The organism is Streptomyces sp. NPDC058464 (assembly GCF_042721035.1).
Classification (GTDB): domain Bacteria; phylum Actinomycetota; class Actinomycetes; order Streptomycetales; family Streptomycetaceae; genus Streptomyces.
Genome location: NZ_JBHXMA010000008.1, coordinates 186,385 through 201,348, shown reverse-complemented (window position 1 = coordinate 201,348; position 14,964 = coordinate 186,385). Strand labels below are relative to the sequence as shown.

Here is a 14,964-nt window from a genome sequence, read left to right as displayed (position 1 = left end):
GGGGGGGGGGGGGGGTTGTGGGCGGGGGGGGGGGCCGCCCGGCGGGGATGGGGTGCTGTTTCGCATGCGGGGGGGGGGAGCGCCCCGTAAGGGGCGCGGGGCTGTATCGGATATGCGGCTGCCGCCGCGTGGGCGCGGCCGGCCCCCACCGGCCCGCGGCAAAGGAACTACCCGACCGCCGGAGCGAATAGGCTGCTGCCGAACTCTCTGGGGGTGAGGGCACATGCAGCCGCTCGCGGGCGACGAACCCACGGCCGTCGGGCCGTACCGGCTGCTCGGCCGGCTCGGCTCCGGCGGCATGGGCCGCGTCTATCTGGGCCGTTCGGCTGGCGGCCGCTCCGTCGCCGTGAAGATCGTGCACCCGCACTTCGCGCTGGACGAGGAGTTCCGCGCCCGCTTCCGCCGTGAGGTGGCCGCCGCCCGGCGGGTCGGCGGTGCCTGGACGGCCCCCGTCCTGGACGCCGACCCGGACGCGCCCGTGCCCTGGGTCGCCACCGCCTACGCGGCCGGCCCCTCCCTGACGGCCGCCGTGACCGACGGCGGCCCGCTGCCCGCGCACACCGTACGGGCGCTGGGCGCGGGGCTGGCCGAGGCGCTGGTGGCGGTGCACGAACTGGGCCTGGTGCACCGGGACGTGAAGCCGTCGAACGTGCTGCTGACCCTGGACGGCCCGCTGCTCATCGACTTCGGCATCGCCCGGGCCACCGACGGCACGGCGTCGCTGACGTCGTCGGGGGTGTCGATCGGCTCGCCCGGATACATGTCCCCGGAGCAGATCCTCGGCAAGGGCGCCACGGGCGCGGCTGACGTCTTCTCCCTCGGCGCTGTACTCGCCTACGCGGCGAACGGGGAGCCGCCGTTCCCGGGCGACTCCTCGGCCGCCCTGCTCTACAAGGTCGTCCACGAGGAACCCGAACTCGGCGCGCTGAGCGGTGAGTTGCGCGAGGTCGCCGAGGCGTGCCTCTCGAAGGAGCCGGGGCGGCGGCCCGGCCCGGCGGAGGTGGCGCGACGGCTGGCTCCGGAGGGGGCCGCGCGGCTGATGGCGGGCGGGTGGCTGCCGGGGGCGCTGGTGGAACGGGTCAGCCGGAGCGCCGTGGAGGTGCTGAACCTGGAGGTGGCGGAGGCCGCGGGGGTCGGGGCGCCGTCCGGGCCGGTGGAGTTCGGCACCCCGTCGGTGGGCGGGGAGTTCGGACCGCCGCCGACTGTGCCGCCGTCGACGGTTCCGTCCGCCGCGGGACCCGCGTCGACGGTGCCGCCCGCGGGCCTGCCGGAGCTGCCGACGGCGTCGCCCACGGTCGTACCGGCGTCGCCCACGGTCGTACCCGAGCCGCGGGACGGGGTGCCGCCGGCGCCCGGGAAGGTGTCCGTGAGCGTCGCCGCGACCGCCGTACCGGGAGAGAACGGGCGCGGGCGCCGGGTGAGCTGTACGGTCGCGCTCTCGGTTGCCGCGGCGCTGGCGGTGGTCACCGTCGGGGTGGGGTTCCTGGTGAAGCCGTTCCTCGGGTCCGACGGCGGCAGTACGAGCAGTGACTCGGGAGCCGCCGCCAAGTCGCCCTCGGCGTCCGCGCCGTCCACGTCGTCCACGGGGTCCGCGCCGTCCGCGTCCGGCGGGGCGGTCCCGGCCTCCTACCTCGGCACCTGGGAGGGCTCGGCCACCGCGCTGTCCGGCAACCTGCCCATCGGCACCTTCCGGGTCACCGTCGAACAGGCGGCGGTCGGCAAGGAGCTGGGCCGCCTGCGCCAGACCGACCAGCTGGGCGGGGTCTGCACGGACATCCTGACCCTGAGGTCGGTGACGGCCACCAAGCTCGTCGCCTCCTCCACGGGCGCCAAGGGCAACCACGACGGCTGCGACCCCGCCACCAACACGGTCTACCTGACCCCGAGCCACGGCGACCTGGTCTACACGTCGGACAGTTCGGCGGAGGGGAACCCGGTGGCGGTGATGTCGAAGAAGGGGGACTGACCACCCCCGCCTCCGGCCTACGACCGCTACTGCGGGGTCGTCACCGTGACGTGCTCGCCGCTGCCCAGGTGCAGCATGCCCTTGCCGGGCTGGATGGGGCCGCCCACCATGGCGCGGGTGGTCCGGATGCCGATCAGCTCACCGGAGCCGGACTCCTGCGGGGAGAGCAGGATGCCACGGCGGGCCTTCTTGGCGTCGACCTGCCAGCCGGAGAAGCCGTCGCAGATCTCGTCCTCGTCACCGGCGATGACGACGGCCAGCCCCTCCTCGGCGCCGCGCTCCACGATCCGCTTGAAGACGTCCTCGGCGTCGCAGTCGTCCAGCACCTCGGCGTCGTCGACCAGCACCACGATCGGCTCGGCGGGCGACGCCGACGCCAGCACCTCCGTCAGCTCGTCCTCGTCCACGTCCCGGCCGGTGAAGACCTTCAGCACGCCTTCCTGGCCGTCGAGTTCGCGCAGCGGCGACTGCCGGGGCGCGGCGACGACGATCCGCACGCCGTTGGCCAGGTAGGAGCGGGCGAAGCCCAACAGGGCGGTGGAGCGGCCGGACTTGGCGGGGCCGCCGATGACGAAGGCGGGCACGCCCTGTGCCAGGTCGGGCCCGAAGGCGGTGAGTTCGTCGCCGCCCACGCCCACCAGGGCCCACAGCGGGGAAGCCGCCGCGGCCGGGTCCCGCATCGCCCAGGCCTCCTCGAAGGAGATCCGGACGGGCAGCACGTCGACCCGGAACGGCCGCCGGGAGCGCGGCACCTGCGCGTCCCGGGCGTCGGCTGCCTCGCCGATCGCGCCGATCGCGGCGGCCTGCCCCTGGCCGGTGGTGTCCGCGGAGAGCAGCGCGAACTGCGTCTCGGCGGCCGTCTCGCTGCGGAAGGCGCGGCCCGGCGGGATCTCCTCGGGAACCTTGCGGGAGTTGATGTCCAGCATCGAGAAGTCGGCTCGGTCGGCGAGCCGCAGACCGTACTTGTCCTCGGTGAGGGAGGAGATCCGGCCGGCCAGGATCTGCCGGTCACCGGTGAGGACGAGATGGATGCCGACGCTCGCGCCCTCCCGCATCATCACCATGATCCGGTCGGTGAGGTCGCCGTGGTTGATCTCGCCGAGGGTGGGCAGCCAGCCCTCCCAGCGGTCCAGGAGCAGCACGATGTGCGGCAGCCGCTCCGCCTCCGGCACGGCCGCCCGCTGCTCGCCGATGTCCGCGAACCCGCGGTCCGCGAGCAGCTCCTGACGGCGGCTCAGCTCGCCGGAGAGGCGGGCCATGAGCCGTTCGACCCGCTCGGTCTGGTTACGGCTGACGACGGCACCGCAGTGCGGCAGCCGGGTCAGCGCGTTCAGCGCGCCGTTGCCGCAGTCGATGCCGTACAGGTGCACGTCGGCACAGGAGTTGGTGCGGGCCAGCGAACCGGCGATGGTGCGCAGCACCTGGGACCGTCCGGTGCGCGGGGCACCGGCGACGATCAGATGCCCGAAGGTCGCGAAGTCGACGGCGACCGCGCGCCGGGCCTGCTCGGCGGGCAGGTCCTCGACACCGTAGGCGGCGGCGGGCAGCGCGCCCTGCGCCTGCACGGCCGGCACGTCGTCGAGCAGCAGCATGTCGTCGAGGGCGGGCAGCCACGGCGAGTGCTGGGCGGGGACCCGGAGGGCGGTGTTGGCCTCGCGCACGGCGTCGACGAGCACCTTCAGGTCGGTGATCTCGTCGTCCTCCTTCGCCTCGGACTTCGGCTTGCGCAGCGCGGCCCGTCCGAGGTCCTGCCAGGACAGCGCCCCTGCCCAGGGCGCGAGCGTGGCCGGGTCCGCGGCACCGGGCCGCCGGCCTCCCACCCGTCCCGACTGGAAGGGGACCAGCGAGGCGTGCCCGAGCCGGACGTACGCCCGGCCCGGCGTGCTCTTCGCGATGTGCCCGGCGTCGGGCGCGTCGATGACGTCGGTGGACTCACCGGCGTCGGTCACACGCAGCGCGATCCGGAGGTTGGTGTTGGCGCGGATCTCGGGGGACACCACACCGGAGGGCCGCTGGGTGGCGAGCAGCAGGTGGATCCCGAGCGACCGCCCCCGCTGGGCGATGTTCACAAGTCCCGTGACGAAGTCGGGCAGATCGCGCACCATCGACGCGAACTCGTCGATGACGATGAGCAGTCGGGGGACGGGGGAGCGAGAGGGATCTCTCTTGACGAGGTCCTGGTAGTCCTCGATGTCCTTGGCGTCGGCGGCGGCGAGGATGTGCTCGCGCCGCTTCAGCTCCGCGCCCAGCGACTCCAGGGCCCGCTCCACGAGATGGGCGTCGAGGTCGGTGACCATGCCCACGGTGTGCGGCAGCTTCACGCAGTCCTTGAACGCCGAGCCGCCCTTGTAGTCGACGAGCACGAAGGTCATGTTCTCGGGGGTGTTGGCGACGGCCAGCGCGGCCACGATGGTCTGGAGCAGCTCGGACTTGCCGGAACCGGTGGTACCGGCGATGAGCCCGTGCGGCCCGTCCCGCCGCAGGTCGATGCCGAACGGCCCGTCGTACGACTCCCCGATGACGGCCATCGTCGACTGCCCGCCCATCCGCCATCGCGCGGCGATCGCGTCGCGCGTGGGCGGCTCCAGCTGGAGCACGTCGAGCAGCCGGCTCGCGGCGGGCAGCGCGGAGTCCTCGCTCTCGCCGCTGATGTCCCGGAGCGGGGAGAGCGAGCGGGCGAGCCGGCCGCACCAGGCGGCGGAGACGAGGTCGGGCCGTACGTTCAGCTTGCGCAGCGCCCCGCTCTGCTCGACGCGCAGCCGCAACTCCAGGTCCTGCGGCTCCTGTTCCGCACCGCCGCCCTGCTGCGGATGCCAGGCCTGGAAGGAGGGGAAGCCGCCGACGGCCTGCTGGGGGACGGGAGTTGCCTGCGCGGCCGTCTCCTTGCCGGCGGTCCGCGGCTCGGCGACCACGACGCCCTGGCACTCCCCGGGCAGGAAGCGCTCCTCCTCGTCGAGGCAGAGGGAGCGGATGGCGACGCCCGGCCCCTCCTTCAGCAGCCGTACGACACCGGGCATGGACCGCAGCCGCCGCGACCCGTCCCACACCACCACGATGTCCGGGTCGGCGAAGGCGGGCCCGTCGACCTTGCTGCGCCCGCCCTGCTGCAGGGCCTTCTGCCGGCCGTCGAGGAGCTGGGTGAGTTCGCCGACGCGGGCGCCGACGGTCTCGGAGTCGGTGCCGATGAGGACGTTCACGTCCTGCCCGCCACCCGGCCGGGAGTGCGGCAGCCAACGCACCCAGTCCCACCGGTCACCGGCGTCGTTGTCGGTGAGGACGTAGAACTGCACGTCCATCGGGCTGTGCAGGACGGCGGTCTGGGCGACGGCCCAACGCCCCAGCGCATGCGCCGAGTCCCCCGGTCCGGCGACCCCGATCACCCCGAGGTCGCGCAGCGACAGGCCGACCGGGGCGTCCTCGATGTACCAGCGGACCTTGCGCTTGTGCTCGTCCTGCTCGGGGTCGTCCAGCTCGACCTCGGAGGGCACGCGCCCGGTGCCGAACCGGATCAGCAGATGGTCGGCGTCCGTGCGCCGCCGCTCCCACAGCCGCGTCCGCGGCCCGGTGCCGTACGTCAGCACGGCCGCCGGATCCGGCACCGCCCCCCGCCGTTCGGTCCGTTCGGCGACGAGGGCCTCCTGCGCCTCCTCCTCGATCCGGGCCTTGTGCTCCTTGTACTCCTTGAGCTGCTTGGCGTGTGACTTCCTGCCGTGCTTCTTGTCCATGAAGTAGTTGCCGAAGAGCATGATCGGGCTCATCACGGCCATGATCAGGTAGTACCAGCGATGGAACATGAAGACGGACACGACCGCGCCGACGAGCGGCAGCAGCGCCATCAGCCAGGGCAGCGGACGGGCCTCGTAGTCGCCGGGCGGGTTGGGCAGGGAGAAGTGCGTCTGCCGGTCGGCGGGACGCAGCCGCGGCGGCCGGTTGTAGTCGAGCCCGGTACCGTCGTCGGACCACTTGAGCGCGGCGTTGGGCGGCGCGTACCCGGTGATCTCCAACAGCGTGTTGCCCAGTCCGAGCTGGGAGTTGAGGGGCCAGTCGCCGCCGCTCCGGAACTCCTCCCCGTCCAGTCGGGCGTCTTCGGTATGTGTCTGCACTTTGCAGGTGCCGTCGATGGCGATGGTGAGGGTGGCGGCGCGGGCCGGCAACTCGGGGTCCTCGACGCGGAGATGGGAGGCGGCCCCGGTGCCGATGTCGTACCGGCCGACGCCGAGCCGGTGCACGGCGCCGGCGGCGGGACCGCCGGCGACCCGGAACTCCACGATGCCGGTGGGCTCGCCGAGCAGGCACCCGGCGGGGTCGTGGAGGCTGACGACGACACCGTCCCGCAGCGGCGAACCGACAACGGTGGCGGCGGGGTCGAGGGCGTACCCGTCGACGTAGGCGTGCGGCCCGGCGGCCTGGAAGGGCGCGGCGCCCCTCGACGCCCCGATGGGTATGACCTGCGCCCCGCCCTGGCTCTCCGGGTATCCCACCCCCACCTGCCGGGCCAACTCCCGGGCCACGTCACCGACGGTCGACTCGGGATCCGCGTCGAGCACGACGTCGGCGGTGGCACCGCCGACCGGGTCGACGACGGTCAGACTCAGGCGCACGTTCGTCCCCCAACACGCCGACAACACCCAACACAGTGGAAGTGACCTTAGCCGCCCGCTCTTTCCCGGGTGCAACGGGATGTGTGCGGTTCCACGATTCCGCCGCACAAGGACCGTGCGGTCCCACGCGTCACCCCCGTAGGATCTTTGCTCGTGCGGACGGCCATGTCATGGCCAAGGATCCGCGCGAAGGGTGCCACGGGGGAAGGCCCTGAGGCCACACCAACGGGAGGGAGCCGTCATGGCCAGCAAAGACACGGATCTCACATATGCCGAGATGGAGAAGGTCGCCGGCGACCTGATCAAGGACATGCACGAGCTTGAGGACAAGATCAAGAACGTCGAGAAGCGCGTCTCCGCCCTGGTGGAGAACGGCTTCACCACCCAGAAGGCCTCGGGAGCGTACGACGACTCCATGAAGGACTTCACGAAGGGCGCGACGAAGACGATCCAGGGCCTGCACGGGCTGTCCGACTTCCTGAAGAAGGCCAAGGAAGCGTACGAGCAGCTGGACGACCAGCTGGCGAAGCAGGCCAAGGGTTAGTAAAGTCCGCAATTGGCATAGTGCTTGAGTGCGATGGGGTGCTTGACGCACCCCATCGCACTTGCGGTTTGCCCGACTTGCGGAGACCGTCGTCTTTCTTACGTGACCGAGTGGGCAGGAAGTCTGGGCCAGTGGCGGACAGGACGCGATACGACCTTGACCTGATCAAGGAGTGCTCGAACTCGCTTTACCGGATCCATCGTGAGTTCAAGGAACACGGCAATCCGGCGGAGGACTACGGTGACGAACTTGGCGTCGGAAACTTGCGGGATGCCTTCGACGAGTTCTCCGACAACTGGAAGAAGAGCCGTAAAAAGCTCATGAAGGACATCGAGAGCCTCGCCAAGTACACCGCTGAGGCGGCCAAGGCTTACGAAGACATCGATCACCAGCTTGCCGAAGCCCTCCGCGGTGCCAAGAAGAGCGGGACGAGGGAGAAGTAGTCGTGACAGCCCGTCCGAAGGACTGGTCGCCGTTGTACGACTCGGACCCGGTGCCCGGAGACCCGTACGAGATCGCAAAGCTCGGCAAGAAGCTCCGCGGCATGGCCGATGAGATCGACAAACAGGCACGCAACATCCGGGCGCTCGCCTCGGTCGACGAGTGGGACAGTGACGCCGGCCGCGCCTTTCACGAGATCGCCGGTGACACCGCTGGACGGCTCAAGCAGGTGTACGACCGCTATGACGGCGCAGCCGGCGCGGTCGGCACGAAGGTTCGCGAGGACGGCGGTGAGTCGGACGAGTACGCCAGCGAACTGCACCGGGCACAGCGGCTGGCGGACAGAGGCCTGAAGGAGTACCGCGAGCACGAGGCCGACTACAAGGCCGCCGGGAAGATTCTGGACCCGAACAAGGGGAAGGTGCTGACCGGCGACGAAGCGGTGGAACACAGCAAGCAGCAGAAGAAGCAGGACGATGCTTCGGAGCTCATGACCGAAGCCGCGAAGAAGATCATGCAGGCGACGGTCATACGCAACGAGGCCGCCAGTCGTGCTTCCAGGAGAATCAAGAACGTCATCTGGCACGACAAGATCCACGATCCCGGCGGGATCATGAACTGGCTTGCCGACCATGCGGACTGGATCTCCACGGCGGCCACGATCGTGGGCGCTCTGGCCCTGCTCGCGGCGGTCGTTCTGTCAGGCGGTACCTTGGCGGTCCTGCTCATCGCCATGGCCTCCGCACTGAGCGCCACTGCCCTGACAGCGCGCCTCTATGACGTGTTCGCGCGTGGCGGGAAGATCGATTACCTCGCCATCGGTATGGATGTCCTGGGGATCTTCCCCGGACTCGGCGCGCTCAAGGGCCTCAAGGCGGCGAAGGGGCTGCGTCTGCTGGCGGCCCGGGAAGGGATCTGGACGGCCTTCACCAATGGCTTCGCCGTGAAGAACATCAACAAGGGCGTGACCATGGCCTCCAAGATCCTCTCGAAGAGGGGTATCAACGTGCTCCCGGAGGCCGGTTTCGAGCCGGAGGTACTCACCCGCTTCATCAAGGGTGGTGCGGTGGCCAACCTCGGCGTCCAGCTTGGCATAGCGGGGTTCGGCGGAAATGACGGCGACGACAAGGCCACTGCGCCGCGTGGGGAGCCCCGACCCAGTCCGGCCCCGGCTCCGACGCCCGGTCCCCCCAGCAGTGCAAAGCCGTCAGCGCCGAGGACTCCGCAGCCCAGCCCGTCTTCGACGTCGTTCCACGCCGCTTTGGCGCCAGTTGGCTGAGGAGAACTGACTCGTGGGTGACTACAACACGCTTGACGCCGGAACGTTCGTCGACGACTCGGGTGCTGTCCGGGAGATGATCCCCTCATCGGTCATCGCGGCTGTTCCGGCCGCGAAGGCTGCTGCCGAACAGTACGGCCGAGAAGTCCAGTTCGACTTCCTCGATGACCGGGCCGTGCACTGGCTGCTTTTCCAGAGGCGTGAGGACACAGAAAAGGGCAGCGTCCTCGGATGCCTCCTCGCGATTCCGATCCTCGTGCTGGGCTTCGGTGCCTGGCCGTTCTGGGACCTGGTTGCCTCCGAGAAGTCCCGTGCATTCCAGATCGCCTTCATCGCCGGGGACGCGCTGCTGCTCATCGCCTTTTCGGTGGGAATCTTCCTGCTTCGATTGCCCGACCTTCGCAACCACACCGTGCGGAACATGCGCTGCAGGGTTCGTCTCTACCGTCAGATCGTCACCATCGCTCGACGGGGAGGTGCCGACATCCCGTCTCTCTACCCCTACTACGGGATGTACGCGTCATCGCGAAAGTTCTTTCCCGAAGCAGCCGACCGCCCGATCCCCGATGAGGAACGGCCCGCGTGACGACTGACATCGAACTGCCCGAGTTCGTACCGACCCATGCCGCTCCGTCGGCAATCCACGCGGACGACATCAACGTCCGGTGGGTGATGCCCGAGATCTTCCATGATCTTCCGGTTCAGGAAAGGGACGAGGACGAGGCCGTCCGGCTCCTGGAAGAACTGGCGGACAAGGCGCTTCCCGGGGCGAGCGAGGAGGACCGGACGCGGTTCGCGGTGATCTGCGCTCTGTCCACCGGAGACCTCATGGCGGACGCCGTGGATTACGCGAGCATCTGCGTGACGGCGGTCGACGAGTCGCTGTGCACGGCCACCGTCTTCGTCTCCCTCACCGACAGCCCGGAGACGGCCGGCGGGGTCCCGGGAGCGATCAAGGAGCTTGCCTCAGGGCTTCGCCGGACGGGCACCGGTGAGGTGTCCGAGATCGAACTGCCCTGCGGTCTGGCGGTGTCGTGCATCGGATCCCGGGACATCAAACTCACCGGCGAATTGGCGGACGACGGCCGGCCTGCCGACTTTCCGACCTGGTACATACGCGTTTACGTCCCGCTTCCGAACGACACCACGGTCATCATGGAGATGCAGACTCCCACGATGACCGGATGGGACGTCTTCTCCACGATGTTCGGCAACACCGTCAGCAGTCTGCGGCTCTTCAGGGCCGACGGCTCGCGCCTGATCACCTCCGAGGCCAGGGAGTGACCGGAGTCGAGACCCCACCCTCCGACTACCGGCTCCTCGTACCTCGTGACTGGTTCCGGGTCGACCTGGTGCGCGAGCGATGGCGCCAACAGCTGAAGACCTTCGTGGACAAGGCATCGGCGGACGGAGGGGCATCCGCGGAATCCGCACATGGCGTCTGGACAAGTCTGCGCAACACCGCCGAACACGCGAGAGCACAAGGAGCGTTGGAGTTCTTCCTCAAGGCTGAGGCTCCCGGCGTCTCGGTACTTCCGGCATCCCTGCTGATCTCCATGGCGCCGACGCCACCCGGGCTGGCGCCGGAGGCCGATGACTTTGCTCAGATGCTGGACCGACGCCAGGGGAGTGAAGCCGAGGTGGTGGCAGTCGTGTTGCCGGCGGGGCGGACGGTCCGTGTGCGCACGGCAAGGACTCTGGACTTCCACGTCCGCATGCCCGCTGGTGTGGGCTACCTCCAGCTGGCCTTCGCACTGCCGCTGAGCGGCACCGAGGGGCCCATGGGCGAACTGTGTGATGCCATGGCCCACTCGCTGCGGTGGGTCTGAGACCCACCGCTGCCCGAGCGCCACGAGGCCTCAGTCTTCGGCGTGTGGCCGAGCCCCCCATCGGGACTGCCGCATCACGTGCATGTGTACCTCGCTTCGCGTCTCCTCGGTCGTCAGGGTGAGCCACGAGCCGTCCCTGAAGCGCAGGAGCAGCCTGTCGTTCCCGAAGGCGGGGAGGGGATCTTCAATGACGGCGTCCCCGGCGGGAATCTCCGTGACGACGTGCATGAGCGCGTCGCGGCGCACGGAAACGCGTTTGGGCGGAGCAGCCAGCAGGACGCGGTTACCGGCAAGCGCGACCAGGCGCTGATGGTGGGAGGAATGGCTGTACCACCGCAGGAGGAGGCGGCCGGCGGCCCTGCTCCAGTCCCCGTCGAAGGTCTTGTCGAGGCCGAGTTCGATGATGGCCTCGTCCCGCCGCTTCTCGTCGAGCTTCGCGGCCCGGTGACGTTCTTGTTCCCCTGTGGTCGACAGCAGGCGTTTGAGAGCTTCCTCGCCCGCAGCGAGGAGGCCGAAAAACTCACCGATGAGAAGCAGGGGTGCTCCCAGAGCGACGCCAAGCATGCCGAGCGGCCTCATGAGGGCGGGGCGCAATGGCCCCGATCCGGCCGCCCGGTGCATGTCGGCGGGCGGTTCGGGGATCCTGCCGATGGTGCACCAGGCGGCAGCGTCCACCGGAGCGCCGAGACTGCCCTGCACATGCTCGGCCAAAGTCTTCCTGCTCACGTGTGGAGAAGGGTCCTCTCGGAGGTTGACGGCCGGGGCTTCCTGGACCTTGACGTCCTGGGTCGTTCCGAAGGTGCCGTTCGGCAGGTCGTCGCTCGCGCCACAGGTTCCCGACCAGCTGATCTGCCAGGTGACGGTCGCTTTCAGGCCGTATGTGCCGTTGCCGGACGAGCGCAGGTACTTGATTCCGCAGGGCGGGGTCCGACCGGACTTGCCCTTTCCACATCGCGGAGCATATCCGCATCGGTGTCTGCCGGTGGGTGCAAGGCTTCCCGCTGAACGTGAACTCGCCGAGAAGTACGCGGTTGCCATCAACACCGCCCGCCGGGCCGTGCGTGAGCTCCGGGACCAGGGTCTTGTCATCACGGTCCCGATCAAGTGCACGTTTGTGCAGGTCCAGGAGCCATACAGAGCCGGCTGAACGGGCGTCCCTTTGGCTACTCGGCGGTCACGTCCACTGGGCTGAAGTATCGATCAGTCGGTGATCTTGTCGGTGAGGCTGATTACCGGCAAGTGGCTGCCGGAGTGTGACGCTTCGTGGCAACATCGGCACCACACGTGAGGGGAGTCACGGGCGTCCACGAGGACGCGCCGTGAGGGTCTGCTGGGGGAGCAGGGTGAATAAGATCCGCATCGTGGTGCACGGGGACACAGCAGCCGAGGAGTCGCTGCTGGACTGGCTGCGGCAGGAGCCCGCACTACGGGGCCGCGTCCGTCACGACACATCCCCGCCGCAGGTGGGGACTATGGGCTCGCTGGGCGAACTGGTCGTCGAGAGCGTGGTCACGGGCACCATTGGTGCGCTCACCAGCCTGATGGCCCAGTCGCTTTCCTTGTGGCTCGGCCAACGGCGCGCACAGGGCAACGCGCACACGACGGTCACGCTGACCACCGGGGACGGCCGCAGTGTGACGGTGACGTCGGCGCGGGCGGAGGAAGCGGAGCAACTGCTGAGACTGGCGCTCGAAGGGCAGTCGGCCCCGGATGGCCCGCCACCCGCTGGCGCGAGTGACGCCCAAGGACGTTAGCCGTGCGCCTGCCCGATCCTCAGCGGTCCTACGCGGTACTCATCGGCACCGGAACGTACCGCTCCGACCGGCTGCCGGATCTGCCCGCCGTCGGCAACAACCTCCAGGACCTCAGCGACATCCTGACCGACCCGGCCCTCGGCGGACTGCCCGCGGAGCGATGCCTGATCGTGCCGGACCCGAGCGATCCGCGCACGCTCTTCCGTACCCTGCGTCGGTACGCCGCTGCCGCCGAGGACACCTTCCTCGTGTACTTCACCGGCCACGGCCAGACCGGGCCCCGTAACGAGCTCTACCTGAGCCTCGCGGAGACCGTTCCGGACGAACTCAAGGTCAGCGCCCTGGCATTCGACCTGCTGCGCGACGTGCTCGCCGACTGCCCGGCCGCCAACCGCGTCGTCATCCTCGACTGCTGCTTCAGCGGGCGTGCCATCCAGGACATGGCCGGCGAGGAGAACACCATCCTCGGCCAAGTCGGCATCGAGGGCACATACGTCCTGACCTCGACTCCGGTCAACGCCGTGGCACTCGCCCCCACCGGGGCCGCGCACACGGCCTTCACCGGCGAACTGCTGCGGTTGCTGCGCACCGGTATCCCCTCCGGGCCGGAATTCCTCACGTACGGCGAGATCTACCGCCGACTCCTCCACACTGCGACGGCACGTGGACTGCCCCTTCCCCGTCAGCGCGGAACGGGGACTGCCGACCTGCTGGCACTGAGCCGGAACCCCGCCGTCAGTGCGGCCTCGGCCGGCATCCGGCCGGTCGTGCCACCGCTCCGGACCGGGCCCGAGGCGCCCCGGCCGACGACCCCGTCAGAGCTGCCCTGGCCGGTTCCGCCAGACGAAGGCGAGGTGCGAGGCGGTGACCCGCGGCTCCTGCGGGTGGCCGGGCGGCTGTTCCTGTTGGCGATGTTTCTCAGCGTGCTTCCGTCATTGGCCGCCTCCGTCTATGACGTCATGGCGAGTGACTACAGCGTCGTGACGAGTGTCGAGGAGTGGCAGAGGAACGCGTCAACGTCCGTGGTGCCCCTTGCCGACCTCACAGTGCCGGCGTTCTACCTGCTGGCCGGTGTGGTCACGTGGCGGCTGTGTGCTCAGCGCGGGAAGATCGCGTGGTCCGGCGCGGCCGTGCTGATGGTGTACGGCCTCGACGTGGCCGGAGGGGTTCCGTCCCGGCTCTCGTCCTTCAGCGAAAACCCCTCCCAAGAGTTTTTCACCCAGTGGGACCGGGAGGTGGAAATCGCCGGCTACATCCTCCTGGGTATCGTCCTGGCCGCCGTAGCCTTCGCGATCGTCCGGATGAGACCGCCGGCGCGGCTGCAGCGTCCCGTGCTGTGGCGGACGCCCGCCGCTGCGACTGCCCTGACGCTGGCCGCGGCCGGGTTGTACCTCTCGGCCCGTCTGGACTTCGACGCGACCGGGTGGAGCACGCCGTTGACATGGGTGGTTACCGGCGTCCTCACGTCCGCAGCACCACTCGCCGCGCTTCTTGTCCGGCCAGTCGAGTTGGCCTCGGGACTCGTGGGCGGCTGGCTGGCCGTGGTGCTGTACCACGAGATCTTCTTCTGGAGCTTTGCTCCCTCCGCCGCGCATGGCGAATACCTTTGGCTGGGGCTGGACGCTGTCGCATTGCTGACCGTGTTGTGGGCGTACCTGAAGCGGAGCGCGAGATAGCGATTGCCTGCCCTAAGCCACCCGGCCGGGCAGGTTCACTGCCCGAAACACAACAGATGTGACCGGAGGGAGCTTGCGGAGGGGCGCCTACGAGCTGGACATGATTGTCGCCGTGGATGACCGCGACCGAGGGGTCGTTCCCCCCCGTGCGGCCGGTGCCATCAGGTCCTTCTCGACTACCTTCCCGCCCTCAGGGTCGTCGTCGGCGAAGAAGACCGCCTCCGAACCGTCCTTGTCACCGACTTGCTGCCCGAGAGCTACGTCTGGGCCGACCACCAGCTCGACGCCGAGCAGACCGCGCCACTCAGCACGAGCCGGCACCATCGGCGGACAACAGGGCGAACGTTGCTCGATGCGGCACGGGTGGCCTCGGCCTTGATGAGCTCCTGCAGGATGCGCTCGCACAGCACCCTGATCGTCTCAACTGCGTCGGCCGTATGCAGTGACTCCAGCAACCGCATCACGTCCGACTGGGACAAAGCCATCGCGCCCTCGTCCGGCCGCACGCCCGCTCCACGCGCACGGCAATCAGCCGCCTGTTCAGAGCTGGGGCGCCTCGTGGCAGAGGTGCTCGGTCGGCTTGTTCTGCCAGGCCGGGGCGTCTTCCCCCGTTCGAGGGGTTCGCGGTCTCCGGCGCACGGTTCTGGACTGACCCCAATAATGATCATGCTCTCCTTGGCGGCGGGCCCGGCTCGCTGGGCCCCGACCGGCTGACGGCGGCACACGCCGCCTGACACGAAGGGGAGCAGCAATGACGATTGAGGCCGCCTATGCCCACCGTTCAGGGAACTACGGCCTGATCAAGGGCGGGCAGGTGCACCACAGCGACTGGGACAAGGGCCAGGTCAAGGCGCTCAGGGACATGTACCCCAGC

13 protein-coding genes and 2 pseudogenes are annotated in these 14,964 nt (G+C 69.4%); 11 read left to right on the top strand and 4 right to left on the bottom strand.

Annotated elements, in window-relative coordinates:
• Positions 1-223 precede the first annotated feature (223 nt).
• Positions 224-1,966: a serine/threonine-protein kinase gene (locus tag ACFWPQ_RS13925; protein WP_384032996.1), complete on the top strand. Its 1,743-nt coding sequence runs from the start codon at positions 224-226 to the stop codon at positions 1,964-1,966.
• A 26-nt stretch (positions 1,967-1,992) separates the two neighbouring features.
• Here ACFWPQ_RS13925 and ACFWPQ_RS13920 read toward each other — a convergent pair whose 3' ends face one another.
• Entirely contained in the window at positions 1,993-6,567 is a 4,575-nt protein-coding gene (locus ACFWPQ_RS13920) for an FtsK/SpoIIIE domain-containing protein (protein ID WP_384032993.1), read from the bottom strand.
• A gap of 241 nt (positions 6,568-6,808) precedes the next feature.
• Between ACFWPQ_RS13920 and ACFWPQ_RS13915 the strand changes: the two genes are divergently transcribed.
• From ACFWPQ_RS13915 to ACFWPQ_RS13890, 6 genes are all read left to right on the top strand, one after another.
• Positions 6,809-7,111: a WXG100 family type VII secretion target gene (locus tag ACFWPQ_RS13915; RefSeq protein WP_046726478.1), complete on the top strand. Its 303-nt coding sequence runs from the start codon at positions 6,809-6,811 to the stop codon at positions 7,109-7,111.
• 131 nt (positions 7,112-7,242) lie between these two features.
• Entirely contained in the window at positions 7,243-7,554 is a 312-nt protein-coding gene (locus tag ACFWPQ_RS13910; RefSeq protein WP_384032990.1) for a type VII secretion target, read from the top strand.
• Between the two features lie 2 nt (positions 7,555-7,556).
• Complete coding sequence (locus tag ACFWPQ_RS13905) at positions 7,557-8,831, top strand: putative T7SS-secreted protein (RefSeq protein ID WP_384032987.1); 1,275 nt, start codon at positions 7,557-7,559, stop codon at positions 8,829-8,831.
• Positions 8,832-8,844: 13 nt separating this feature from the next.
• Positions 8,845-9,417 (top strand): hypothetical protein, encoded by a 573-nt coding sequence (locus tag ACFWPQ_RS13900; RefSeq protein ID WP_384032985.1) that lies wholly within the window; start codon positions 8,845-8,847, stop codon positions 9,415-9,417.
• Complete coding sequence (locus ACFWPQ_RS13895) at positions 9,414-10,115, top strand: hypothetical protein (RefSeq protein ID WP_384032982.1); 702 nt, start codon at positions 9,414-9,416, stop codon at positions 10,113-10,115. Before ACFWPQ_RS13900 ends, ACFWPQ_RS13895 begins: the two co-directional genes overlap by 4 nt.
• Entirely contained in the window at positions 10,112-10,660 is a 549-nt protein-coding gene (locus tag ACFWPQ_RS13890) for a hypothetical protein (protein WP_384032979.1), read from the top strand. The genes ACFWPQ_RS13895 and ACFWPQ_RS13890 overlap by 4 nt, the downstream gene beginning before the upstream one ends.
• A gap of 30 nt (positions 10,661-10,690) precedes the next feature.
• Here the strand turns inward: ACFWPQ_RS13890 and ACFWPQ_RS13885 are convergent, their stop codons facing one another.
• The gene (locus ACFWPQ_RS13885) at positions 10,691-11,386 is read right to left on the bottom strand and encodes a hypothetical protein (protein WP_384033224.1); all 696 of its coding nucleotides are present in this window, start codon (positions 11,384-11,386) and stop codon (positions 10,691-10,693) included.
• Between the two features lie 24 nt (positions 11,387-11,410).
• A pseudogene (locus ACFWPQ_RS13880) lies at positions 11,411-11,605 on the bottom strand (hypothetical protein); the annotation flags it as partial.
• On the opposite strand from ACFWPQ_RS13880, the gene ACFWPQ_RS13875 reads away from it, so the two are divergent.
• The 4 genes and pseudogenes from ACFWPQ_RS13875 to ACFWPQ_RS13860 form a co-directional block, all read left to right on the top strand.
• On the top strand, positions 11,517-11,807 hold the full coding sequence (locus tag ACFWPQ_RS13875) for a GntR family transcriptional regulator (protein ID WP_384033221.1): 291 nt from the start codon (positions 11,517-11,519) through the stop codon (positions 11,805-11,807). The pseudogene ACFWPQ_RS13880 and the gene ACFWPQ_RS13875 sit on opposite strands and share 89 nt — an antisense overlap.
• 196 nt (positions 11,808-12,003) lie before the next feature.
• The gene (locus ACFWPQ_RS13870; protein WP_384032976.1) at positions 12,004-12,414 is read left to right on the top strand and encodes a hypothetical protein; all 411 of its coding nucleotides are present in this window, start codon (positions 12,004-12,006) and stop codon (positions 12,412-12,414) included.
• Positions 12,415-12,416: 2 nt separating this feature from the next.
• Complete coding sequence (locus ACFWPQ_RS13865; protein WP_384032973.1) at positions 12,417-14,090, top strand: caspase domain-containing protein; 1,674 nt, start codon at positions 12,417-12,419, stop codon at positions 14,088-14,090.
• A 22-nt stretch (positions 14,091-14,112) separates the two neighbouring features.
• A pseudogene (locus ACFWPQ_RS13860) lies at positions 14,113-14,378 on the top strand (cytidine deaminase); the annotation flags it as partial.
• Here ACFWPQ_RS13860 and ACFWPQ_RS13855 read toward each other — a convergent pair.
• Complete coding sequence (locus ACFWPQ_RS13855; RefSeq protein WP_384032971.1) at positions 14,348-14,596, bottom strand: hypothetical protein; 249 nt, start codon at positions 14,594-14,596, stop codon at positions 14,348-14,350. The pseudogene ACFWPQ_RS13860 and the gene ACFWPQ_RS13855 overlap by 31 nt on opposite strands.
• Between the last annotated feature and the right edge of the window lie 368 nt (positions 14,597-14,964).